This window comes from Paenibacillus sp. FSL R7-0179 (genome assembly GCF_038002265.1).
Taxonomy (GTDB): Bacteria; Bacillota; Bacilli; order Paenibacillales; family Paenibacillaceae; genus Paenibacillus_AQ.
Window position 1 is genome coordinate 1,964,933 of the sequence record NZ_JBBOCC010000002.1, and the last position, 23,479, is coordinate 1,988,411.

25 protein-coding genes are annotated in these 23,479 nt (G+C 53.2%); 20 read left to right on the top strand and 5 right to left on the bottom strand.

Annotated features, from left to right (window positions below):
- Positions 1–86: 86 nt before the first annotated feature.
- Positions 87–758: an O-methyltransferase gene (locus MKX63_RS24745; protein WP_341020831.1), complete on the bottom strand. Its 672-nt coding sequence runs from the start codon at positions 756–758 to the stop codon at positions 87–89.
- Positions 759–904: 146 nt separating this feature from the next.
- Between MKX63_RS24745 and MKX63_RS24750 the strand changes: the two genes are divergently transcribed.
- From MKX63_RS24750 to MKX63_RS24765, 4 genes are all read left to right on the top strand, one after another.
- Positions 905–1,786, top strand: coding sequence for a LysR family transcriptional regulator (locus MKX63_RS24750; protein WP_341020832.1), 882 nt, complete (start codon positions 905–907; stop codon positions 1,784–1,786).
- Between the two features lie 99 nt (positions 1,787–1,885).
- Positions 1,886–2,374: a DUF2975 domain-containing protein gene (locus MKX63_RS24755; protein WP_341020833.1), complete on the top strand. Its 489-nt coding sequence runs from the start codon at positions 1,886–1,888 to the stop codon at positions 2,372–2,374.
- Positions 2,375–2,384: 10 nt separating this feature from the next.
- Positions 2,385–2,600, top strand: coding sequence for a helix-turn-helix domain-containing protein (locus MKX63_RS24760; protein ID WP_341020834.1), 216 nt, complete (start codon positions 2,385–2,387; stop codon positions 2,598–2,600).
- 29 nt (positions 2,601–2,629) lie between these two features.
- Positions 2,630–3,403, top strand: coding sequence for a DUF817 domain-containing protein (locus tag MKX63_RS24765; RefSeq protein ID WP_341020836.1), 774 nt, complete (start codon positions 2,630–2,632; stop codon positions 3,401–3,403).
- Here MKX63_RS24765 and MKX63_RS24770 read toward each other — a convergent pair.
- Positions 3,366–4,502 carry a saccharopine dehydrogenase family protein gene (locus tag MKX63_RS24770; RefSeq protein ID WP_341020839.1) on the bottom strand — a complete coding sequence of 379 codons (1,137 nt, stop codon included), beginning with the start codon at positions 4,500–4,502 and terminating at the stop codon, positions 3,366–3,368. The two genes, MKX63_RS24765 and MKX63_RS24770, sit on opposite strands and share 38 nt — an antisense overlap.
- 128 nt (positions 4,503–4,630) lie before the next feature.
- Between MKX63_RS24770 and MKX63_RS24775 the strand changes: the two genes are divergently transcribed.
- A complete protein-coding gene (locus tag MKX63_RS24775) occupies positions 4,631–5,692 on the top strand; it encodes a helix-turn-helix transcriptional regulator (protein ID WP_341020841.1) in 1,062 nt (353 codons plus the stop codon).
- Between the two features lie 117 nt (positions 5,693–5,809).
- On the opposite strand, the gene MKX63_RS24780 is transcribed toward MKX63_RS24775, so the two are convergent.
- The gene (locus MKX63_RS24780; RefSeq protein ID WP_036729889.1) at positions 5,810–6,352 is read right to left on the bottom strand and encodes an NADPH-dependent FMN reductase; all 543 of its coding nucleotides are present in this window, start codon (positions 6,350–6,352) and stop codon (positions 5,810–5,812) included.
- A gap of 339 nt (positions 6,353–6,691) precedes the next feature.
- Here MKX63_RS24780 and MKX63_RS24785 point away from each other — a divergent pair, with 339 nt between their 5' ends.
- The gene (locus MKX63_RS24785; RefSeq protein ID WP_341020842.1) at positions 6,692–7,738 is read left to right on the top strand and encodes an aromatic ring-hydroxylating dioxygenase subunit alpha; all 1,047 of its coding nucleotides are present in this window, start codon (positions 6,692–6,694) and stop codon (positions 7,736–7,738) included.
- Positions 7,739–7,866: 128 nt separating this feature from the next.
- Here MKX63_RS24785 and MKX63_RS24790 read toward each other — a convergent pair whose 3' ends face one another.
- On the bottom strand, positions 7,867–8,472 hold the full coding sequence (locus MKX63_RS24790; RefSeq protein WP_341020843.1) for a histidine phosphatase family protein: 606 nt from the start codon (positions 8,470–8,472) through the stop codon (positions 7,867–7,869).
- Positions 8,473–8,641: 169 nt separating this feature from the next.
- Positions 8,642–9,628, bottom strand: coding sequence for a quinone oxidoreductase family protein (locus MKX63_RS24795; protein WP_341020845.1), 987 nt, complete (start codon positions 9,626–9,628; stop codon positions 8,642–8,644).
- A gap of 174 nt (positions 9,629–9,802) precedes the next feature.
- On the opposite strand from MKX63_RS24795, the gene MKX63_RS24800 reads away from it, so the two are divergent.
- The 14 genes from MKX63_RS24800 to MKX63_RS24865 all read left to right on the top strand — a co-directional run bounded on the left by MKX63_RS24800 (position 9,803) and on the right by MKX63_RS24865 (position 23,389).
- Positions 9,803–10,258 carry a MarR family winged helix-turn-helix transcriptional regulator gene (locus MKX63_RS24800; protein ID WP_341020847.1) on the top strand — a complete coding sequence of 152 codons (456 nt, stop codon included), beginning with the start codon at positions 9,803–9,805 and terminating at the stop codon, positions 10,256–10,258.
- Positions 10,259–10,325: 67 nt separating this feature from the next.
- Entirely contained in the window at positions 10,326–10,676 is a 351-nt protein-coding gene (locus tag MKX63_RS24805; protein WP_341020850.1) for an ArsR/SmtB family transcription factor, read from the top strand.
- A 231-nt stretch (positions 10,677–10,907) separates the two neighbouring features.
- The gene (locus MKX63_RS24810) at positions 10,908–11,570 is read left to right on the top strand and encodes a TetR/AcrR family transcriptional regulator (protein ID WP_341020853.1); all 663 of its coding nucleotides are present in this window, start codon (positions 10,908–10,910) and stop codon (positions 11,568–11,570) included.
- Complete coding sequence (locus MKX63_RS24815) at positions 11,563–12,843, top strand: MFS transporter (RefSeq protein ID WP_341023262.1); 1,281 nt, start codon at positions 11,563–11,565, stop codon at positions 12,841–12,843. Before MKX63_RS24810 ends, MKX63_RS24815 begins: the two co-directional genes overlap by 8 nt.
- 3 nt (positions 12,844–12,846) lie before the next feature.
- A complete protein-coding gene (locus tag MKX63_RS24820; protein ID WP_341020855.1) occupies positions 12,847–15,165 on the top strand; it encodes an ABC transporter permease in 2,319 nt (772 codons plus the stop codon).
- Positions 15,166–15,174: 9 nt separating this feature from the next.
- Positions 15,175–15,933 (top strand): ABC transporter ATP-binding protein, encoded by a 759-nt coding sequence (locus tag MKX63_RS24825; protein WP_341020857.1) that lies wholly within the window; start codon positions 15,175–15,177, stop codon positions 15,931–15,933.
- Positions 15,934–16,005: 72 nt separating this feature from the next.
- A complete protein-coding gene (locus MKX63_RS24830) occupies positions 16,006–16,719 on the top strand; it encodes an ABC transporter ATP-binding protein (RefSeq protein ID WP_341020858.1) in 714 nt (237 codons plus the stop codon).
- Positions 16,712–18,310, top strand: a complete 1,599-nt coding sequence (locus tag MKX63_RS24835; protein WP_341020863.1) for a hypothetical protein — start codon at positions 16,712–16,714, stop codon at positions 18,308–18,310. The genes MKX63_RS24830 and MKX63_RS24835 overlap by 8 nt, the downstream gene beginning before the upstream one ends.
- Positions 18,311–18,367: 57 nt before the next feature.
- Complete coding sequence (locus MKX63_RS24840) at positions 18,368–19,633, top strand: serine hydrolase domain-containing protein (protein ID WP_341020865.1); 1,266 nt, start codon at positions 18,368–18,370, stop codon at positions 19,631–19,633.
- Between the two features lie 56 nt (positions 19,634–19,689).
- A complete protein-coding gene (locus MKX63_RS24845; RefSeq protein ID WP_341020868.1) occupies positions 19,690–20,574 on the top strand; it encodes a MerR family transcriptional regulator in 885 nt (294 codons plus the stop codon).
- Positions 20,575–20,611: 37 nt separating this feature from the next.
- Complete coding sequence (locus MKX63_RS24850; RefSeq protein ID WP_341020871.1) at positions 20,612–21,094, top strand: GNAT family N-acetyltransferase; 483 nt, start codon at positions 20,612–20,614, stop codon at positions 21,092–21,094.
- A gap of 205 nt (positions 21,095–21,299) precedes the next feature.
- On the top strand, positions 21,300–21,440 hold the full coding sequence (locus tag MKX63_RS24855; protein ID WP_341020875.1) for a hypothetical protein: 141 nt from the start codon (positions 21,300–21,302) through the stop codon (positions 21,438–21,440).
- Between the two features lie 385 nt (positions 21,441–21,825).
- Positions 21,826–22,764 carry a ring-cleaving dioxygenase gene (locus tag MKX63_RS24860; RefSeq protein ID WP_341020878.1) on the top strand — a complete coding sequence of 313 codons (939 nt, stop codon included), beginning with the start codon at positions 21,826–21,828 and terminating at the stop codon, positions 22,762–22,764.
- Positions 22,765–22,795: 31 nt separating this feature from the next.
- Entirely contained in the window at positions 22,796–23,389 is a 594-nt protein-coding gene (locus MKX63_RS24865; protein WP_341020881.1) for a flavin reductase family protein, read from the top strand.
- Positions 23,390–23,479 lie beyond the last annotated feature (90 nt).

The following is a 23,479-nucleotide window of genomic DNA, read 5'->3' on the forward strand; positions in this document are numbered from 1 at the left end:
GATATCTATATTTGAAAAAGAAGCTGCAACCCCAAATAACCCGCAGAGCCGGATAGCCTTGATGATCCTTGCCTGCGGGTTATTTGTTATTCGGTAACAATTCCAAGCACGAATCCGTCATAACCCTTGCTGCCTACCGTCTGCAGTGCAGTAGCGTCTATACGCGGCTCTGCGGAGAGCAGCTCCATGAACTGCCGGATGCCTTGAACCCGGTCATCCGCACTGCCCGGGTCAATCACCTCGCCGTCACGCACCACGTTATCCGCTACGATGACCGCGCCCGGCCGCGCCAGCTTCAGCGCCCACTTCAGGTAATGCGGATTGTTCGGCTTGTCGGCATCAATGAAGATGAAGTCAAACGGCTCACAGCCCCGGGCTTCCAGCAGCGCCAGCGAATCCAGAGCCGGACCTTCCAGCACTTCAATTTTGTCTGCTAACCCCGCCATTCTAAGGTTATCCTCAGCTACTACAACATGCTTGTGCTCGAATTCCAGTGAGACCAGTCTGCCCGTCTCCGGCAACGCCCGCGCCAGCCAGATGGTGCTATAACCGCCCAAAGTGCCGATCTCCAGAATGTTGGATACCCCTTTCATCTTGGCCAGCAGATACAGCAGCTTCCCCTGATTGGGAGCGACATCAATATTCGGTAAGCCGGCCCCTGCATTCGCATCCAGCACAGCGTCCAGGACCGGATCTTTCGTCAATAATCGGTCATTGAAATAAGTGTCTACGTTGCTCCATTTGTTCTGTTCTTCCATGTGAATCCCTCCGTTAGTTGTGTTTTTGTATTGTTGTATTGGATCTGCTTTAAATATAAGGTAAAATCATTCATAACACTAATATATGTTAATGGTTTACTCATAATAATAAGTTATGAATAAAAGCTATGAATAGGAGCGTAATTATGAACATTCACGCACTGCGGCTTTTTTATTATGTGGCCGAGACGGGAAGCGTCACCAAGGCAGCAGCCCGGCTGAGGATCAGCCAGCCTGCAGTTACCAGCCAAATCAAGAGGCTGGAGAAGGATTTGGGCCTAGCCCTGTGTAGTCCCAGCGGCCGGGGCATCTCGCTGACTCCCTTCGGGACAGAACTGGCGAAGCAGGCAGGCAATCTCTTCACCTATGAAGAACGGATAGAAGAGTTCGTAGAGGATTACCGCCAGGGGCGGAAGGGGAAGCTGCGTATTGCCGCCACCTATCTTCCGGCGAATTTCCTGGTCCCGGGCTGGGCCGCCCGGTTCAAGGCGGGGCACCCGGAGATGGAGATTGAGATTACCACCACCAACTCGGCGCAGGCCTTTGAACAATTGCAGCGTCATGAAGCAGATGTCGCCTTTTACGGGGGCGGAGCCAAGGAGAAGCCGGAGGATGTCGACTGGCTGGAGCTGTTTGAGGATGAGCTGTGGTTTGTAGTGGCACCCTCCCATCCTTTTGCCAATAGTACGGTATCACTGCCGGAGATGATGCAGGAGCCGTTCGTGATGCGTGAGGAAGGCAGCTCCACCCGGGAGCGTCTGGTCTCGCTTTGTACAACCTACGGTCTGAAGCCGCCGCGTGTGACCCTGCAGTTCAGCGGACTGGGTGAGGTGATCCGTTCGGTCATGGCGGGCTATGGCGCCAACTTCATCTCCTCGCTGGCGGTGCGGGACTATGTGGAGTGGAAGCAGTTATCCCGGGTACATGTGGAGGGCATTCAGCTTAGCAACCATATTGCTGTCTGTACACGCAAGAACGAGACCCTGTCAGCCGGGCTACAGCGGTTTATTGACATCTGCCGGAAATGATGAACAACAATAATATATTCTTTTTCGATTAACATATATTGATAAACAATAAATACTATGCTAAGTTATACTCACTCTAACAAGTGAGGTGTATGTGTGATGAACCGTAAGCCAGGCTCAACCACGTTTCTGAAGGCGGTACTTATTCTGTTCGCGCTGGCTGCGCTGGCCTTGTGTATCTTTGTGGTCCCTGCCATATCTGACTTCGCGGCGGAGCTGTATCCAGACCATTCTTACATCCAGGTGCTGGTGATGATAGATCTGTACGGGGCGGCTCTGCCGTTCTTCATTGCACTGTCCCAGGCCTACAGGCTGTTAGGCTTCATTGACCGTAATGAGGCTTTCGCTGAGGGTTCGGTGCGGGTGCTGAAGCATATCAAGCATGCGGCTGTATCGATTAGCGGAATGTTCACCTTGGGGCTGCCGCTGTTCTATCTGATGGCGGAGAAGGATGATGCCCCGGGCATTATTGTGATCGGGCTGATCCTTATTTTCGCCTCCATGGTGATTGCTGTATTCGCGGCGGTGCTCCAGAAGCTCCTGAATGAAGCGATAGCATTGAAATCTGAGAATGATCTGACAGTCTGAGGTGGCGACCATGGCGATTATAGTGAATATTGATGTGATGCTGGCTAAGCGGAAAATGAGTGTGACCGAGCTAACGGAGCGGGTGGGAATTACGATGGCGAACCTGTCCATCCTTAAAAACGGCAAGGCCAAGGCGATCCGCTTCTCAACACTTGAGGCAATATGTAAGGCACTGGACTGCCAGCCGGGGGATATTCTGGAATATACAGCGGATGCTACAGAATGATGGGTAACGGGAGCGGGGAGGGGACGTTATTGAGAGCCGTGATAAGGCTGCTGCACTTCGGGTATCATCAGGCGATGAGCTGTATCTTTCCGGTGGCGATCTTCGGGACTCTCATTCTTACGGACACGTTCCGGCTGCCGTTCATCCACCGCTATGATCTGATTCTGCTGATCCTGCTCACTGTGCAGTACCTGATGTACCGGAGCGGGCTGGAGACGCTGGATGAGATCAAGGTCATCTGTGTGTTTCATGTGATCGGTCTGGTACTGGAGCTCTATAAAATCCAAATGGGCTCCTGGGCGTACCCGGAGCCCGGCTATACGAAGCTGTTCGGCGTTCCGCTGTACAGCGGATTCATGTACGCCAGCGTGGCCAGCTTCATGTGCCAGATCTGGCGCAGGCTGCAGATGGAGCTGACCGGCTGGCCGGGCCTGGCTTCGGCGGGACTGCTGGGCGGCGCAATCTACCTGAACTTCTTCCCCCATCACTTCATTCCCGATTTCCGCTGGTGGCTGACAGCCCTGGTCGTAGTGGTATTCTGGAGAACCTGGATCATCTACCGGGTGCAGGGCAAGACGTACCGGATGCCGCTTGTGCTGGCTTTTGCCATTGTGGGGTTCTTCATCTGGCTGGCCGAGAATATTGCGACCTTCCTGGGGGCGTGGCAATACCCGGACCAGCATGAGAGCTGGCAGCTGGTAGGGTTCGGCAAGATCAGCTCATGGTTCCTGCTGGTGATTATCAGCGTAATTATTGTCGCCCAGCTTAAGCATGTGAAGGCCGGCCGGAGCGGGTCCAGATAGACATTCCCTCCAGCGGATAACGGAAGGACGGCCCGGTTCCGCCCGAGGCGGACGGAATTAGCGAGCATTGTTCCCCGTGTGAATCAAGGGAGAATAGCTGCTCAATGTGATAGACACCGGGAGATGGAGCTGACTCGTAGAGTCTTAGTGCAACTCCGGCCGCCGTTTGAGCTGTGATGGATGCTTCATGTACGCCTGTAATGCCGTATTCTCTGGAAGCGGCTCTGCCGTCCTTTCTGCCGTAAGCATCCACTTTGACCGCATAGCGCTCCGAGCCGAAGCGGAAGCGGGTGAACGCCTGGACCGCAAGGTTGCGTAGCGTCCGGTTACGCAGCAGACGGGACAGTCCGGTGCGGCGCAGCAGCGCTGCTGCTGAGGTCATGCTCCGGGAATCGAAGCAGAGCCGGGTCGAGACAGAAGGGACATTAAGGATCTGAGGCAGAGTCATCTGATCCGAAAAAGGAAAGCGGTAGGCGCGGTGCTGCCGCAAGTCAAAGCCGAAATCAGCAGCTGTGGCTTCTGTGAAGCTGGAGACGGTACGCGGTCTGCCGTGTTCGGTAATCTCGAAGTCGGCTCCGAGATTGTCCACCGTCCACTCCATTGCCGCCTGTCCATGGCTGTCGCCCAGCCCCAGCATGATCGAGATGCCGATCTGCTCCGTATGGTCCAGCTCCTGGACGGCACGTGCCGCAAGCAGGTTCGTTAACCCCGGAGCGAGGCCGACACTCAGCACTGCCGCTGCCTTGAGATTATGCTCCACAGGGTCTAGCCTTTGCAGCATGGTCAGGAAGTCTCCGCTTGCCGAGACATCTACATAATGGGTGCCGCTCTGCAGACAAGCTTCAGCCAGCCGCGTGTCCTGCTGATCAAGGCACATGATGACCAGCTTGACCTTCTCCAGCAGCTTGGGTTCCAACGGCAGGTCGGCGCTCAGCTGGAGCGGTTTCACTTTCCCTCCGGTGCTGCGGGAGAATTCCTCGGCCCGGTGCAGGTTTCTTCCTGCCGCGTAGACCTTGCCGGGGTGCACTTCTCCAAGAATATGGCTGATCTTTGACCCGACATGGCCGTAGCCGCCGATTACTACTATATCTGTTTTCATGATTATTCCCGTCCTTCGTGGTGGATTGCAGGTTCTGCGGTATAATTAACGTTACGTATCATTATCCTGCTAAGAGGGGCGGCAGACTATCCCACATTTGTGGGATTTCGGAGAGGGGAGGACAGAAGATGAACAAGGGAATACATACCCTATTACAGCTTGATCCTGCCCGGGGCGGGCCGGTGCTGGATTCGCAGCAGTACCGGGAAGCGGTGATTGCCAGACTCCGCCTGCTGGTGCCGTTCTCTGCGGCCTGTTGTACGACAGTAGACCCGCATACGCTTTTAACCACAGGGGCGGTCACGGAGCAGGGACTTAAAGAGGTTCATCCGCTATTGTTCGAATATGAATATCTGCATGAGGATTATATGAAGTATGAGCAGTTAGCGGCGGCGGATATTCCGGCAGCCTGCTTAAGCGGAGTGACCGGGGGAAGCCTGGGGATAAGCGCGCGTTACCGCAAGGTGCTGCAGCCCGCCGGATTCGGGGATGAGCTGCGCGTGGCACTGCGCACAGGCGGGGTCTGCTGGGGATTCTTGACCCTATTCCGTCCGCTGGGGCAGCCGCTGTTCCAGGAGCAGGATTGCACCTTGCTGGCTTCGGCAGCTCCGCTGATCGCTGAACGTCTGCGCGCATATGCCTCTGTCCTGCCGGTAACCGGAGCGGACCGGGCAGCGCCTGAGGATGACGGAATTCTGGTGCTGAGTGAACAGTTGGTCCCGGTCAGTGCGAATACAGCGGCCCGTTACTGGCTGAAGCAGATCTGGAACCTGGAGCAGCTCGAAGAAGGGCTGCTTCCCGGTCCGGTACGTGCTGTTTGCCTGCGGGTGCTCGGCGCGAAGAAGTCTGCCGGAACCGGGACTGCTCAGGCAAGAACAAGTCTTCCAATCGGAGACGGAGCGTATCTGACGGTTACCGCAAGCCTGCTTGGCGGTCCGCAGACACAACTCGCCGTATCCTTCGTCAGTGCCCGCTCCGGCGATGTCTTCCGGCTGCTGGCCGAAGCCTTCGCCCTGACTGCGCGGGAGAAGGAGCTGGCAGAGCTGCTGGCGCTGGGACTATCGACTAAGGAGCTGGCAGAATCGCTGCATATCTCCGCGTATACGGTGCAGGATCATTTGAAATCGATCTTCGCCAAGACTGGCGTGTCCAGCCGCAGAGAGCTGATCAGCCGGCTGCTTCCGCGATAAGGGCTGAGAATTACTAATATAGAACAAATAAGGGGAATCTCCATAGCCGTCTGGCTGGAGATTCCCCTTGCTTCATGTTCGGACTTGTATAGAGCTGGAACTGCTTCGAATGAGCTCTTACTGGCGCAGTGTCTTCAGCGCGCCGCTCCAGGCCAGAACCTGATCCAGCATAGCGTTGACGTTGGCAGCATGCAGGTCAGCCGGCTTGAACACCGAACCATTCTCGAAGTCGGTGAACAGCGAGAGCAGCGGGTGAACACGAACGTCGGCGACGGATAATTCGCCGAGGATTCCGCGCAGATGCTCAGCGGCGCGGGCGCCTCCGGCGGAGCCGTAGCTGACGATACCGGCAGCCTTGTTGTTCCATTCTTCACGAGCAGAATCCAGTGCGTTCTTAAGTGCCCCGGATAGACTGTGGTTATATTCCTGAACGATGAATACGAATCCGTCCAAGGTAGCCAGCTTAGCTGCCCAAGCCTGAGCTTCAGCATAGCTGTCGCTTTCCCCGAGCAGCGGCAGCTTGAAGTCGGCAATATCTACGATTTCGTAATTAGCATCTCCACGGGCGTCAGCGATCCCCTTCACCCATTCCCCTACCTGCGGGCTAACGCGGCCCTGGCGTGTGCTTCCAAGAATAATTCCGATATTAAGTGTTGTCATTGTAATTCCTCCCTGGTTTTTGTTTTCCGTAATTTGTTTTGCTTGTTATGTTTTTTATTATAGCTGATAACTTTAATAAAGCAAGTGAAATTTTGAAACCTAGTTAAATTTTTAGCTAAAATTAAAACGGCCCAATTACCGTACCGAATCTGGGTAGGTCATCGATATGTCATTTTGCATAACATTGTAAAGTTGTTTTTAGGCTCGAAACCAAAATTTTCAGCTGAATAATTGATTGTCATGATGAATTTAGCTTAAAATACACTCAACAAGTCAGTTATTATGACATATAATTAAGAAATCTTATGCATCTATACTATATGGAGAGGTGGGGCAGCCATGATAGAGGAAAAGAAACGGCAGGCAGAGCTTGAACTACCGCGTGATTGCACCTTCTCACCTGAAGACTGGCGCATTCTGGCCCAGTATTGGTATCCGGTGGCTACGGCAGCAGAGGTACAGGATCAGCCGGTGGCGGTCAAGCTGCTGGATATGAAGCTGGTGTGCTACCGCAGCGGAGGCAAGGTGGTTATTGCCCGGGATCTGTGTTTTCACCGGGGAGCCCCGCTGAGTAAGGGGTGGGTGGAGAACGGGGAGATTGTCTGCCCGTATCACGGGTTCCGCTATAACTGTGAAGGGAAATGTACTGCGGTACCGGCGCATCCCAGCGCCAAAATCTCGCCCAAATTGAAATTGATCGTCTATCCGGCCATCGAACGGTACGGTCTGATCTGGACCTGCCTTGCAGATGCGCCGGAGCAGATTCCCGCCTTCCCGGCCTGGGAGGACCCCGACTATATTAATATTCTGATCCCGAGCTTCGACATAGCCGGCTCTTCCGGGCGGCAGATGGAGGGGTTCCTGGATGTATCCCATTTCGCCTACGTGCATACGGCAACCTTCGGTGACCGCAATAACACAGAGGTCCCCCAGTACAAGGTATGGCGCGAAGGGGAGACGGAGCTGGTCGCCGAATACTGGAGCACGGTCAGCAACTATGGCAAAGGGCAGGAGAATCCTGCACCTGAAGGCTTCCAGTGGCTGCGGGAATTCCGTGTATTCGCCCCGTTCGCCGCATCGCTGACGGTTTATTTCCCGGATGAGGGCAGGCTGAAGATTCTGAACTGTGCTTCTCCGGTGTCGGCCCGTTATACCCGGCTGTTCTGCCCGATCTCACGCAACTTCGATAAGAACGCCCCAATCGAGGATACCGTCAAGTTCAATCTACAGGTGTTCCAGGAGGATGCGGAGATGGTAGAGTCGCAGACGCCGGAGGATCTGCCGCTGGATCTGCAGGCTGAAGCCCATATTCCGGCAGACCGGACATCCATTGCCTATAGACAGCTGCTAAGCAGCCTTGGGCTGGGGCAGAATTATACGTCCTGATGCATCCTTTCAATTACTCAGGCATTATTAACAGCACACGCCCGGCGGCAGAGATTAGAATCTCGGCAGCCGGGCGTGTGCTGTTGTGTTGATCGGGCCGCCTGCGTAACGCAGAGTTAGCGCAGCAGCTAGACCGTATAATTTTCCAGTGAAAGGCTCCATCTTCCATCTACATGCTCAATTCTGTGCAGGCTGGTATAGGAAGCCGGAAATTTACTGCCGCGGTTATTCCAGCCGATCCCTTTGATGAGGTGATAGATGATGTTTATGACACCGCCATGTGTAACAACCATCAGGTTATTATCAGGGCCGTTGTCCGCATGCTCTTCGCACAGCCGGGTGAAGGCTTCCTGAATCCGTGTGAAGAATTCGAGCGGACTCTCTCCGCCGGGGTAACGCTCGTCCATCCGCAGGCCTGAGAAGTATAAGCCGGGATACCGTTCATTCACGATTTCGTTCGGCATACCGGCGATCACGCCATTGTTCATCTCCCGCCAATCCGTACTGCGCTCCAAGGGTAACTCCAGTTCTCTTGCCAGCTCACCGGCTGTATCCAGCGCCCGCTGCAGATCGCTGCTGACTATACGTTGTATAGGGAATGAAGCCGAATTCTCTCTCAAAAAACGGCCAAGCTTCTCGGCTTGCCGGTAACCCTGGCTATTCAGCCCCCGCTGGCTCCATCCGCCGCGATATCCTTCGTCATCGTTGCCGTGTCTAACCAGATAAATCGCCAACTGCTCTTCGGCCTCCTGTTCTATGATGGGTTGATATCATTCCTTTGAAGATTCCTTCAAGTAGCGTACCCTGCTAAGTCTATCACTCACTTTCCAGAATGTTCAAGAACAGAAGTTACAATCGAAGCAACTCAGCTTGACGATACCCGGACATAGCTTGTACCGTCCTTTAAAAGGACGGCAAATCCGTTTCCGCTTGCGGCACGAAGACAATACGCTGCTGACTGGCCGGCGGAGTCTTCCATACCTGTTCAATCTGGGAGAGCGGATAAACGATAGGGTTCGCTGTAAGCTGACCTTCTGCAATCGCATGGATCAGCGCCGGAAATTCCGCCAGATAACCGGCTGGCGTGACGGACCCCTGGCCGCTGCCGATGATCTGGAAGTTGGCAGAACGGAGCGCAGCGGAAGGAATCGCGGCGTCCGCACCTGCCATGGAACCGATCTGAATCCAGGTTAACAGCCGGCTGCGGTCGGACCGGCGGGTTAATATCGGGAGCATGGCGAGTGCAGCAGGCTCACCCCACAGATAGTCGAGAACGATATCCACTTCGGCTGAGGCTTCGCCGAGATTCCGGGCCACTGTCCCGGGATCTCCGGTTAGCGGTATGAGTACATCCGCACCATGCTGTGTAAGCGAACGGAGACGTTCCGGGTTGCGCCCGGCAGCGATGATCTGACTGGCTCCCATAAGCTTGGCGATCTGAACGGCCATCTGCCCGGAGTTGCCGGTGGCGCCCAGAATGAGCACCTTGAACCCGGGCTTAGCCTGAATCCGGCGGCGGAGAGTCACCCATGAAGACATGGCTGGATTCATGGCGGCGGCGATGAGCACGGGATCAGCATCTGCGGGTAGCGGGACAGCGCGGCGGAGATCGATGAGGGTCTGGTCTGCGAACGATCCCAAGGCATTATCGGTGGCAACAAAATAGACCAGCTTACCATCCGGGAGCCGTCCGACGCCGTCAATACCGGGGATTAACGGTAGTTCATCCGTACTCGTGTAATGAGAACCGTTGGCCTGTGCCCGGACCCGGAGATGTAATCCGGCAGCCAGCACATCCACCAGAGCTTCGTGTTCTCTTGAGGGTGCCGGAGCTTCAATCTCTTCGTATTTCGGAGCTGAATTGAATGATCTTACAATAGCAGCGTACATAAATAGGCCTCCATTTACCCAGGTGGTATACCTGGATGAGTGATTTTTGTTTGTGAAACAAACTAATAAGTTTGTAATACGAACAATATAGTTTGTATTACGTACAAAGTCAACGGCTGCTGTGATACAATAGGAGCAAACAGGTCTGAAATATACAAAAGTGGAGTGAAATCAATGAGCAGTTATGATAATTCTTTTGATAAACTGGAAGATCTGTCGATGGTAGACAGCCTTGTGCAGCTATCCTTCCTGGTGCAGAATATCCTGGCCCGAATAGGAACGGAGCATGATCTGTCGATCATTCAGATCCGTCTGCTGGGGATATTGCGCGACCGGGAGCCGGGTATGCTGCAGCTGGCGAAGCATCTGGGCCTCGATAAATCCAGTATTACAGGGCTCGTCGACAGGGCGCAGCGCCGCGGGCTGGTAGAACGAACTGTATCAGAGAGTGACCGGCGGGCATTCAATGTACGGGCTACTCCGGCAGGCTGGAAGATTATTCATGAGGTCGGGGAGCAGATCGAGCGTCAGATTACGGCGGTAACCGAGGGTCTTACCGGGGAGGAGCGGGCGCAGATGATTGCCCTGGCCAGCAAGATTCTAGTCACTGCCCCAGGGGTGAGCCGCTGAACGAAACGATAGGGTTCGTGACAATAGAGAACAATCGTGACGATAGAGAACAATAGGAGGGATTTCCATGGATCAGGAATTGATGGATGAACTGGCGTCTCAATTCAAGAATTCGCTGAAGGTGCTGAACGCGGTCGGTGCCGAGACCCGGCAAGCCATCCTGCTGGCCTTGCTGCAAGGGCCGCAAGATCCGGGCATGCGTGTAGGCGAGATCAGAGGGATCACCCACTTTTCCCGTCCGGTCGTGTCCCATCATCTTAGAATCTTGATAGAAGCCGGAATTGTTAGCGTCCGCAAAGAAGGCACCCGCAACTATTACCGGCTGGACTCCGGAAGCAAGCTGATGGTGCTCAAAAGCTTGGTGAACGGGCTGGAGAAGGTGCTGGCACAATGCGGGCGTGAGGCAGGGATTTTCTGATATGGAGAATCCCTGCTTTGCGGTATGCGAAAAATCGAATACAATCGCTGCTGTGAGGGCGCGTGAGCCAAATGTATGCGAAAAATTTAAGCTACCATGTTCCAGCCAAGCGTGATATGCTATAATCACTTACCGACAGACAGTCGGTCGGTGATCGGAATTATTACAAATAAATCTACGGTTACACCCAAAGTTAGTATCATCCCAGCTTCACCATAAGGAGACATGACTATGAGAGTTGTCAAAGAAGCGGAAGCCCGCAGAAATGAGATTCTGGATGCAGCCGCGGAGCTGTTCGGACAGAAGGGCTTCGACGGTACGAGCACCGGCGATATTCTGGGCAAGGTCGGCATTGCGCGCGGGACACTGTATTATCACTTCAAGTCGAAGGAGGATATTATGGACGCGCTGATTGAGCGGACGAATGCCACTATCCTTCATGCCGCGCAGCAGGTTGCTGAAGACAAGAGCATACCCGTCATTGACCGGATTCTCCGTGTAGTCATGGCGCTGAACATCAGCAGCGGAGACAGCAGCACGGAGATTATGGAGCATATCCACAAGCCGCAGAATGCACTGATGCATCAAAAGGTTCAGAAGGCGGTCATCCGTAGCGTTCCGCCCATTCTGGCCTCCATCATCAGTGAGGGGATAGAGCAGGGGATATTCAATACTCCCTATCCGTATGAATGCATGGAGATGGTCGTTGTCTATGCCACCACAATTTTTGATAACGACATGGTTGACATGACGGAGGAGGAGCGTATGTCACGCGTTCTGGCCTTCATCGCCAATGTGGAACGGCTGCTTGGTGCCGGGAGTGGGAGTCTAATGAGCGTAATGCAGATGTTCGGCAGCGCCAATGAAGCGAAGGGAATTCATGGTGATGAGTAATTCCGGCATAGGATTCGGCAGATTCCTGTTTCTCTGGTCAGGACAACTGATCTCAGCCATCGGCAGCGGGCTTACCGCGTTCGGGCTGGGGATCTATACCTTACAGCAGACCGGGCAGACGTCGGCTATGGCGCTGGTGACCCTCCTGGCATTCATGCCGTCACTGCTGCTCAGTCCAGTCGCAGGCGTGCTGGCGGACCGTTATGACCGCAGGCTGCTAATGGTGGTAGGGGATACGCTCTCTGCTTTAGGTCTGATCTATATTCTGGTCTGCCTGCTGAATGGAGAAGCACAGCTGTGGCAGATCTGCTTAGGGGTAACCGTCAGCTCGGTATTCTCCTCGTTGCTTGATCCCGCCTATAAGGCTACGATCACCGATCTGCTTACAGAAGAGCAGTATACGAAGGCCAGCGGGTTTGTGCAGATTGCCGGCTCCGCCAAATATCTGATTTCGCCGCTCATTGCCGGGCTGCTGCTTACAGTCTCTGATGTGAAGCTGCTGCTGATTATCGACATCTGCACGTTTTTGGTAACCGTACCTACTACACTTGCGGTCCGCCGTGGTCTTGCCTCCAAGAAGGCGGAGCAGGCACCGGCCTTCCTCCGGGAGTTTCAAGAAGGCTGGCGGGCGGTCTCCGGGAACCGTGGGGTGCTGGTGCTGGTGATTATGACCTCGGTCATGACCTTCTTCATCGGGTTCATCGAGACCTTATGCATGCCGATGATTCTGGCGTTCTCCAGCAGTGCGGTCTTGGGGACGCTTGAGACGGTCATGGCATCGGGAATGCTGGTGTCGAGTGTCATTATAGGGATGCTGCGGATACAAAAGAATTTCGTGCGCATGCTGGCAGTGTCGCTTTTCTGCTCAGGGATCAGTATCGCCGTCTTCGGGCTGCGTGAGAACATCGTATTGATCGGCGCTGCGGGCTTTATGTTTTTTGCCATGCTGCCCTTTACAAATACTGCCCTGGATTATCTGGTCCGCACCAATATCGATAATTCCGTCCAGGGGAGAGCCTGGTCACTGATCGGACTGCTCTCGCAGCTTGGATTCGTGGCGGCCTATATGCTGGCAGGTGTGCTGGCAGACTACGTATTTACTCCCTTGCTGGTAAGCGGCGGAGTTCTGGCGGGTAGTGTGGGACGGATCATCGGCACTGGCAGCGGGCGGGGGATGGGACTCCTCATCATCATTGCCGGCCTGCTGTTAAGCGCCTCTTCGGTCATGATCTATCGGCTCAAATCCATTACAAGTCTTGAGAGCAGGGGGTAACTTATGTTTTACCGAATCATCCGCAGAGATATCCGCACAAGCAAGGGAATTACACTCACGACGATGCTGTTCGTAGCTGCTGCAGCCATGCTCGTCTCTCTGTCAGCCATTCTGGTTGTCAATCTGAGCGGGGCGATCGATCATCTGATGACGCAGGCGAAGACGCCGCATTTCCTGCAGATGCATTCCGGCCAGCTGGATCAAGCCCGGCTCAAAGCTTTTGCAGAGCAGAACAATAAGGTTGAAGAACACCAGGTGCTTGATTTCCTTAATGTAGAAGGCGCTAGGATTGTCATGGACGGGCATACGCTTGCGGACAGTGTGCAGGATAACGGCTTCAGCACACAGAGCGGGAAATTTGATTATCTGCTTGATCTGGACGGGAATGTGATTAATGTACGGGGCGGCGAGGTGTATGTCCCGATAAGTTACATGAAGGATGGCTCCGTCAAGGAGGGAGGGACGGTTACCGTGGGAGACACAAGTCTCACCGTAGCGGGGTTCCTGCGGGATTCACAGATGAACTCGCTGCTCGCTTCGTCGAAGCGGTTCCTCGTCAGCCCGGCGGATTATGCGGAGCTGGCACCGTACGGAACCACAGAATATCTGATTGAGTTCAGACTGAGGGACCTGTCGATGCTGGGAGCCTTTGAGACCGACTACACCGCAGCAGGACTGGAAGGGAACGGTCCGGTAATTACCTATCCTCTGTTCAGAGTGCTTAATGCAATCTCTGACGGGCTGATGATTGCGGTGATCCTGCTGGCGAGCGTGCTGGTCGTTATTATTGCTTTTCTATGTATACGGTTCACCCTTATGGCTACCATCGAGAGCGATTACCGGGAGATCGGCGTTATGAAGGCCATCGGTCTGCGTGTCTCGGATCTCAAAAGAATCTATCTCGCCAAATACGCAGCAATAGCGGCTATGGGAAGCATCCTCGGCTTTATATTAGCGTTCAGCTTCCGGGGTCTGCTGCTTGAGAATATCAGGCTGTATATGGGCGAAAGTGCGCATCCGGCCCTTGCTCTGGCGTGTGGCGTCTTTGGTGTACTGCTTGTATTCCTCACTATTATTGCCTATGTGAACCGGGTGCTGAAGCGTTTCCGCAGGATTTCGGCGGTCGAAGCCATCCGGTTCGGGACAGTTCAGGAGACCCGGAGAGGCTCCAGACGTTTGACCTTGAGCGGCAACCGGCTGTTCAGCACGAATGTCTACCTGGGCGTTAAGGATGTCTTGTCCAGAAAAAGTCTATACGCAACCATGCTTGCGGTGCTCGTCATCTCTTCCTTCCTTATGATTGTGCCCCAGAATCTCTATCATACGATCTCCTCTCCGAGCTTCATTACATACATGGGCATCGGTGACAGTGATCTGCGGCTGGATATCCAGCAGACGGACCATATTGCTGAGAAGGCCGCAGCTATTGCGCGGGTCATGGACCAGGATCAGTCGGTCTCCCGCTATGCGGTACTCACCACGCGGGCGCTTAACGTACAGCTGGAGCATGGAGCGGAGGAACGGTTGAAGGTTGAGCTGGGGGACCATTCTATATTCCCGGTGGCCTATTCGGAAGGGCGCAGACCGGAGACAGCGAAAGAAATCGCCCTGTCCGCCGTAAATGCGAAGGATCTGGGCAAAAAGCCCGGAGACTCCCTGATCCTGCTGATTGAAGGAGAACCCCGGATGCTTACGGTAAGCGGAATTTATTCCGATGTGACTAACGGCGGCAAAACGGCCAAGGCCGTATTCACCACCCCATCCGCAGAGGCGATGTGGTCTGTCATCTATGCAGAGCTGGCGGATAAGTCGCAAGCAGGCAGCGCGGTAAGCGAATATGCCCGGCAGTTCAGTTATGCGAAGGTGTCGGGGATTGACGAATATGTGACGCAGACCTTCGGCTCCACCATTCGCTCAGTCGGTAAGGCTGCATGGGCTGCTCTAGCTGTGATGCTGGTTCTGAATGTACTGATTACACTCTTGTTCATGCGGATGCTGGTAGCTAAGGACCGTTACCCTATTGCCGTCATGAAATCTCTGGGCTTCCGGAATTCCGATCTGACTGTACAGTATTATGTGCGTGCTGTATTTGTATTGGTGACCGGGATGGTTCTGGGCACCCTGCTCGCGAACACTCTGGGACAGATTCTTGCCGGGGCTGTGATCTCCTCCTTCGGAGCTTCGTCCTTCAAGTTCGTGGTCCATCCCCTCTCCGCGTATCTGCTGTGTCCGCTGATTATGACTGGTTCTGTACTGATAGGGGCAGTCTTCGGCACATCGGGCATCGGCCGAATTCAAATATCCGGCAATATTAAGGAGTAGATCAAGAAGATGAAGAAGATTATTTCGGGTGAAAATATAACCAAACAATACGGCACTGGCGGGGAGCGCCGCAAGGTGCTGGACGCAGTATCCGTTGATATTCACGAAGGTGAATTCGTCTCGGTGATGGGACCTTCAGGCTCAGGGAAATCCACGCTGCTGTTTGCACTGAGCGGTATGGAGCGGATCGACTGGGGGCTGGTTACTTTTGAGGGCAGCGATCTGGCGATACTGGAAGGCGATGAGCTTGCTGATCTCCGAAGAACAAGAATGGGCTTCGTGTTCCAGCAGCCGACGCTGATGAAGAATCTGAACATTCTGGATAATATCATTCTGCCGTCGATGCGCGGCAACCGGCGGAAGGTTGCGGCGATTACGGAAAAGGCGCAGCAGCTTATGCAGAAGGTGGGCATTGCAGACTTGGCGAAGCGTGATATTACGGAGGCTTCGGGCGGACAGCTGCAGCGGGCCGGCATCTGCCGGGCGCTGATGGGGAGTCCGCGGATTATTTTCGGGGATGAGCCGACCGGTGCGCTGAATCTGAAGGCCGCCGGGGAGATCATGGACCTGTTGTCCGGGATCAATGAGGAAGGGACGGCCATTATGCTGGTCACCCATGATGCCACTGTGGCGGCCAGAACGCAGCGGATTATGTTCATGTGTGACGGCCGGATCGTCGATGAAATACGCCTCCCGAAATACAGCGGCGGGACACTTGAGCCCCGCATGAACTTAATCACGGCAAAAATGCGGGAGATTGGGATTTAATAGAAATGAACGATCTGCCCGGATGGTTCGTATTATAGTTATTTGCTAACACCAAGGAAGAGGTGAGAGGAAATGCTGACCATCAAGAATTTTACGAAGAGTTATAAAGGCGGGGCTAAGGCGGTGGATAATCTTAGCCTTGAGGTTGAACGGGGCGACATCTACGGCTTCATCGGGCATAACGGCGCAGGCAAGACCACGACGATCCGCGCTGTGGTGGGCGTGCTTGATTTTGAACAAGGGGAGATTGAGATTGACGGTATCTCGATCCGCAGGAATCCGGTAGCCTGCAAGGCGAATATTGCCTACATCCCGGATAATCCGGACCTGTACGATCACCTGACGGGGATTCAGTACCTGAACTTCATCGGCGATCTCTTCAGTGTATCGGGGTCCACCCGGGAGCGGCTGATCAGGCAATACGGTGACGCCTTCCAGCTTACAGCGAGTCTGGGTGATCTGATCTCCGCGTATTCCCACGGCATGAAGCAGAAGCTGGCCATTATTTCTGCACTTATTCATGAGCCGAAGCTGTTAGTCCTGGATGAGCCTTTTGTGGGCCTTGATCCGAAGGCGGCGCATACGCTGAAGACGATCATGACGGATCTGTGCAGCAGGGGCAGCGCCATCTTTTTCTCCACACATGTTCTGGATACGGCAGAGAAACTCTGTAACAAGATTGCGATCATCAAGGGCGGACGGCTGATTGCCCACGGTTTAACGGAAACGGTAAGGGGCGAGAAAAGCCTGGAAGACGTATTCATGGAGCTGATCGATCATGATTAATGTCTGGAGATTAACAAAGCTGCAGCTGTTGTCCTCCTTCGGCCTCAATCAGGCGCTCCATACGAAAGACCCTGCACGCAGACGCAAGGCGCTGCTGATCAGCCTCTTGGTGATAACCGGTATACTCATGATCGGGGCTGTATCATTCAGCTACAGCTTCATGATGGCGAAGTCGTTCGAGCAGCTTGGGCGGATGGAGCTATTGCTGGCTGTGATGATGGCGGTCACTTCGCTGGTCGGCTTCTTCACTACGGTCTATAAAGCCAGCGGGGTATTATTCAGCTATAAGGATTACGATATGATTATGTCCCTCCCGGTGAAGACCAGCCATGTTGTGGCGAGCCGGGTGCTTCAGCTCTATGTGATGAATCTGTTCTTCACGCTGCTAATCATGCTTCCGGCGGGGGCGGTGTATGCGATACATGTGAAGCCGGGCGTGCTCTATTATTTGTTTTTTCTAATGACACTCTTCTTCATTACCTTACTGCCGATTATAGCGGCTACGCTTGTGGGCTCCCTTATTAGCTGGATCTCTTCCCGGTTCCGGGCGAGCAAAATTGTGAATATGATCCTCACCTTCGCCTTCATCATTGTACTGATGCTGGGCTCGTTCACGCTCAATCAAGGGCAGCAGGCGACTATAGATGTTGGAGCCGCTCTGGGTGATATGATCTTCAAGGTGTATCCCCCGGCTTCCGTGTATGTTGACGCGGTCTGCTCATACCGGGTTAGCGCCCTGATCTTCTTCATCGCGGTGTCTGTGCTGGCCTTCATGCTGTTCTCGGTCCTGCTGGCGACCCGGTACAAGGCGATTCATACAGGGCTTATGACCAGCCGCGCAAGCCGTGGATATAAGATGAAGCCGTTACAGGCTAATTCAGCATTCAAGGCCTTGTATCTTAAGGAGCTGCGCCGTTATTTCAGCTCGGTTAATTATGTCCTGAACACAGGGATTGGGATGGTGCTGCTCCTGATGATGTCTATTTCCTTATTATTCGTCAGCTCTGAGCAGCTGGGAACCATACTTGATATCCCGCAGTTGTCAGATGCCCTAAGTTCGCTGAGTCCGCTGGTTATCTCTCTGTTCGTTGTTCTGAGCTGTACGACAGCCAGCTCTATTTCGCTGGAAGGGAACCATCTGTGGATCTTGACCAGCTCACCTGTGCCCAAACCAGCGATTGTATTCAGCAAGGTGGCGGTGAATCTCACCATTACATTACCGGTGATTGCCGTAAGCTGGGGACTGCTGGCCTATACCCTGCATGCCGGATGGATGGAGAGTATACTCATGCTGACTGTTCCGGTCATCTATGCCTGCTATTCCGCGCTGCTGGGCGTTATGGTGAACCTGAAGCTGCCCAAGCTGGACTGGACCAGCGAAGTTGCGGCGATCAAGCAGAGTGCGTCGGTGCTGGTAACGATGCTAATCGGTGTCCTAACGCTGGCTGTTCCCGCCGTACTGTTCATGCTTCTTCCTGGGGTGGGCGGAAATCTCATCCTGCTGGGATATGGCGTGCTTCTGGTAGCGGTTTGCGCCGGCATGTACAGATTTATCCAGATTAACGGAGAGCGGTTGTTTCAGAAGCTGTAGTCATCCTGGTTGTTGTGAACGCATCAAGCAGTCCCAATTAAGTTAGGAGATGAAACTGTGCAGACCCTGCGTGAGAAACTGGAGGATTATACGAATCAGTACCTGAAGCTGTGGAGTTTTTACGGCGTGATTAAGGTCATCAGGAAGGGCGAGGTGCTCTTCGAGCGGGCCAGCGGGTATGCAAGCATGGAGTTTGGAATTGAAAATACGCTGGCGTCACGCTTTTCCCTCGCCTCCATGTCGAAGCAGTTTACGGCCTTCGCCGTCATGCTGCTGCATGACAAGGGCCTGCTGGATGTTGACCAGCCTGCACGCCAGTATCTCCCGGCAGAGCTGGCCATTGACGAGTCCATCACTGTCCATCATTTGCTGTCGCATACCTCCGGTTTATATAACTTTTATAATTTTGAGAATGATTTCTTCGGCGGAGACTACCGGCTGGACTATTCCCGGACAAGGTTCTTCCGGCAATACATTAACAAGAAGCCAACCAAGCCGGCAGGAGCAGCGTACGATTATAATAACTCCAACTACAATCTGCTGGCGTGGATCATAGAACATGTCTCGGGGGAGAGGTACGGGGAGTATCTGCATCAGCATATTTTCCTGCCTCTAGGGATGAACAACAGCACAGTGGATGACGGCTGCGCCGTGATTGAGAATAGATCCAGCAACTATATCACAGACTTCGCGGACACCGTCAAATGCCCGTATTATAACGAGAAGTTCAGTATCGGTGCAGGCGGTATGGTAACGGACTGTGCGAATTTGTACAAATGGTATGTCTGTCTGCGCGGCCGGCAGCTCCTGTCCTCTGCGGCTTATGAACGATTCTTTCAAGAGAACGAGAACAGCTACTGCTACGGCCTGGAGCATCACCTTCTATATGGGCAAGACAGGTATTCCCATGGGGGCGATCAGCTGGGGATTTGCACGTATATGCAGCATTTTTACGCGGAGGATCTGTGCATTATCATCCTCTCGAACAATGAAGGCATTAATCAGTACAGACTTGGAAATGCGCTCGCGGATATTCTTCATGATGTGGAGGTAGAGCCTCCGGCCCGGCATCCTGAGCTTCAGCTCAGTGAGGAGTGTTTAAGGGCGTACTGCGGAACCTATCTCGCAGACAAAATTCAGATCGAGCTGACCCACGGGAAGTTGTACTTCACCAGATTCACCGGCAACGTCCATATTGAGCTCTATCCGGTAGGTGATGGCGAGTTCGTCCAGCGTTACTATGACCAGCGCCAGCCCTATAGGATCACTGAGAATGCGCAGGGGGGGAAGGTTTTTTTCGGATATGCACGGTTAGCCCCTTAAAGTTGCCGCGGCGTCAAGTGATAGGATAAGGATGTGATCACAGGAAGGAGGGAGAAATGAACAGGACTGTTGTTACCATACAGCAATTGTCGGAGCAACTCGGGCTGACGAGCCGCACCTTGCGGCACTGGGAAGCGGAAGGATTGTTTCAGAGTAAGCGAGAGGTATCTTCCGGCTGGCGTACATATGATGAACATGCACTTAAGTGTATCAGGATCACAGCGCTGCTGCGGAGAATGGATATTCCGATCAGAGAAATACAGGCTGTCTTGGATAATAGTTCTGTGTCTGCGCTTAAACAGGTCATACAGAACAGGATAATGGCTCTACAGGTGCACCAGGAAGAGCTTGAACGGATGGGACAGCAATTACATCAGCTACTCGATTACCTGAATAATTCCAATAAGAGGACCTCCATTCAGGAGGAACTGCTTAGCGAAATGGAGAATGTTTTTATGAGTAATGTAACGGGGAGGTCCACATTCAAAGTGATTACCCTGCCGGCGATGAGAGTTGCTTATCATATCGTGGTAGACCCCTCTCCCGAAGAGAAAGCGATGGGTCCTATCATGGATTGGCTGGAATCTGCTAATCTTCTGGGCACGGCCCGGTTATTCGGCGGGAATATGAAGCCTATGCCAAGTAGTGCAGGTACACCCTATGGCTATGGAATGTGTGCGACAATTCCGGATGGAATCAGCGTCCCTGAGCCCTTCAAGGAAATGATCTTGCCCGGCGGGCTATATGCTAAGTTGGATAGCAGTGATGATATTGGCGGCTCCTGGAAGATACTGATGGACCAATTAGTCGATAGCCCAAAGTACCGCTCTGACCGCAGCAGACTCTGCCTGGAAGAGCATATACGCAATGACAGCCCTCCGTGCGGCGGGAATTTGTATGATTTGAGTCTGATGGAACCTGTAGTATTGAAAGGAAGGTAACTATACATTCCGGTAATAACGTCAGGAGGTACATACTATGAAAAAGTCAGAGGTTACACTAAGTAAAGCTACGTTGGAGGATGCGGCAGATATTCATGCTATGCAGCTTCAGGCCTTTTTGCCGCTCTTGGAGAAATATAAGGATCATGAGACAAGCCCAGCCAATGAGACACTGGAGAGAATCGTGGAACGGATGAATCAGGATTTTATTGATTACTATATCATCTATAACGCCGGGATTGCGGCAGGAAGCGTCAGAGTCAAGAAGAAGGACAAGCATGAGTACTGGCTCGGCCAGATATGTGTATTGCCGCAGTACCAAGGCCTGGGCATAGCACAGCAAGCCTTCGCCTTGATTGAAGAGGTCTATGCCGATGCGCAGAGCTGGGGGCTGGCGACCATTATGCAGGAGGAGCGAAACTGCTATTTGTATGAGAAGCTGGGCTATAAAAGGACGCCAGAAACTCAAGTAATCAACGACAAGCTGACCTTGTGCTTTTACGAGAAAACTCTAAATTGAAGTTGAAGTTAACGCCTACAGCTATGAAATGCTGCACAAATTGCAACTCCGATTTATTGATATAGTAGTTTTCGCGAGGATTGTTGTATGAAAAGCAGGAATAATCCGTTCAGCGGCTTAGCAGATGCAGGAAAACTGCCTTTTGTGCAACAATTTTGGTTTTCGGACTATATAAAGAGATGAAAGTTGCAATATGTGCAGGATTGTGACTGGTAATCTGGTATGTGCGGGGGATGAGAACCCTGCGCGTCAGCAACCTAGCACGAACCTCACGGACTACAAATCCGTTATTTCGGCGGATTACAGCAAATCCGCAGATTATGCGGACAGAGAATCCGTTAAGTAACCAGAATTGGCCTGATTTCAGCTCCAAAGGGTAGGATAAGGTCCACTCTGAGTCCGAAACGTGGAGAAAATCAGGCTTTTTCGGCGAATAAGGTCCTCTGTGTCCGCATAACAGACTATTATTGTCTACAGCCGCTCCGGCTTTGGCAGGCCGGGTACATCGAGCGCTTCGCCCAGCGCATAGGTGAAGCTCCGGATCAGCCACATTTATTTGCCTGCCAGATGGAATGGTGTGTAATTCAGACAATGGCTTCAACAAGTACTTGACAACTGTAACTATAGAAAGTAAAGTAAGGATATAAATTATCTTGACTTAAAGATAATATTTAACCAAATATCTTAATATAAAGATATAATCCGAATCAACAACTTAGGAGGCAATTCAAATGAACAAGCAAACCATGGGTATTCATCATATCACCGCTATTGTCGGGCATCCGCAGGAGAATATGGACTTTTATGCAGGGGTACTGGGGCTGAGGCTGGTGAAGCAAACGGTCAATTTCGATGATCCGGGAACGTATCACTTCTACTTCGGCAATGATGGCGGGAAGCCGGGAACGATTATTACCTTCTTCCCGTGGGCGGATGCGTATCAGGGTAAGATCGGCGGGGGCCAGGTCGGCGTTACTTCGTATGTGATTCCAGTTGGGGCGATGGCGTTCTGGAGAGAGCGGCTCACGGCATTCAAGGTGGCTTATACAGAGATGGAGCGGTTCGGGGAGCAGTACCTGGAATTCGATGATCCGCATGGCCTGCATCTGGAGCTGGTGGAACGGGAGGCGGGTGAGCGTAATGAATGGACCTTCAGCGGAGTAACACCGGAGGTGGCAATCAAGGGCTTCGGCGGCGCAACACTGCTGTCCACACATCCTGAACAAACGGCTGAGCTGCTCGAGAAGGTGATGGGACTTACATTCGTGGGGCAGGAAGGCGATGTCGCCCGCTACCGTTCGGCTGCGGATCTGGGCAATGTGGTTGAGCTGAAGGTAACGGCCGTACCGCGCGGTGAAATGGGGGTCGGAACTGTCCATCATATCGCCTGGAGAGCGAAGGATGACCAGGATCAGCTTGAATGGCAGGAAGTTGTGCATGATAATGGATATGGGGTAACGCCGGTGCAGGACCGGAATTATTTCAACGCCATCTACTTCAGAGAGCATGGGGAGATTCTGTTCGAGATCGCTACCGATCCTCCAGGCTTCGCTCATGATGAAACACCGGAGACGATGGGAGGCAGCCTGATGCTGCCTGCACAATACGAGCCGCACAGAGCACAGATTGAACAAGTTCTGCTGCCGGTTTCGGTAAGAGAGCTTAACTAATCTGCTTTGACATTAAAAAGGAGGCACGAGTATGATCCCTATTGATCCGCAGCAGGGCACCGAACGGGATAATTATAAGCTTCTGGTCGGGACGATTATTCCGCGTCCGATTGCTTTTGTAACCACCTTGTCGGAGGATGGGGTCTTGAACGGTGCGCCGTTCAGCTACTTCAATATCGTATCCTCCAACCCGCCGATGATCTCCGTCTCTATTCAGCATGCCGGGGGCCGGTCCAAGCATACTGCACATAACATCAAGCAAATGAAGGAGTTTGTGGTTCATATTGTGGATGATCAGAATGTCGGACAGGTGAATATGACGGCTGCGCCGTTGCCGCCTGATCAGAGTGAGGTCACCTTAGCGGGGATGACGCCTGTGGATAGCCTGCGCATTAAGGTTCCCGGCATTCAGGAAGCGAAGGTACGGATGGAATGTGTCCTTGAGCATAGTCTTGCATTGCCTAACAATGATCTGTTGATTGGCAGAATCGTGCAGTTTCATCTGGACGAGGCGATCTACGAGCAGGGGAGAATTAATCCGGTAGCCTTAGGGGCGGTCAGCCGTCTGGCCGGGAATAGCTATGCGGGGATTGGGGAGATTTTTGAGCTTGAGCGGCCGGTGTAACAGTGAGCTTTGGCATGGCCAGAACATTAGTTAGATAAACGCATCGATTATCATCCCTGAGCTAGTGTAGAAAATCCAACTGTTGCCCCG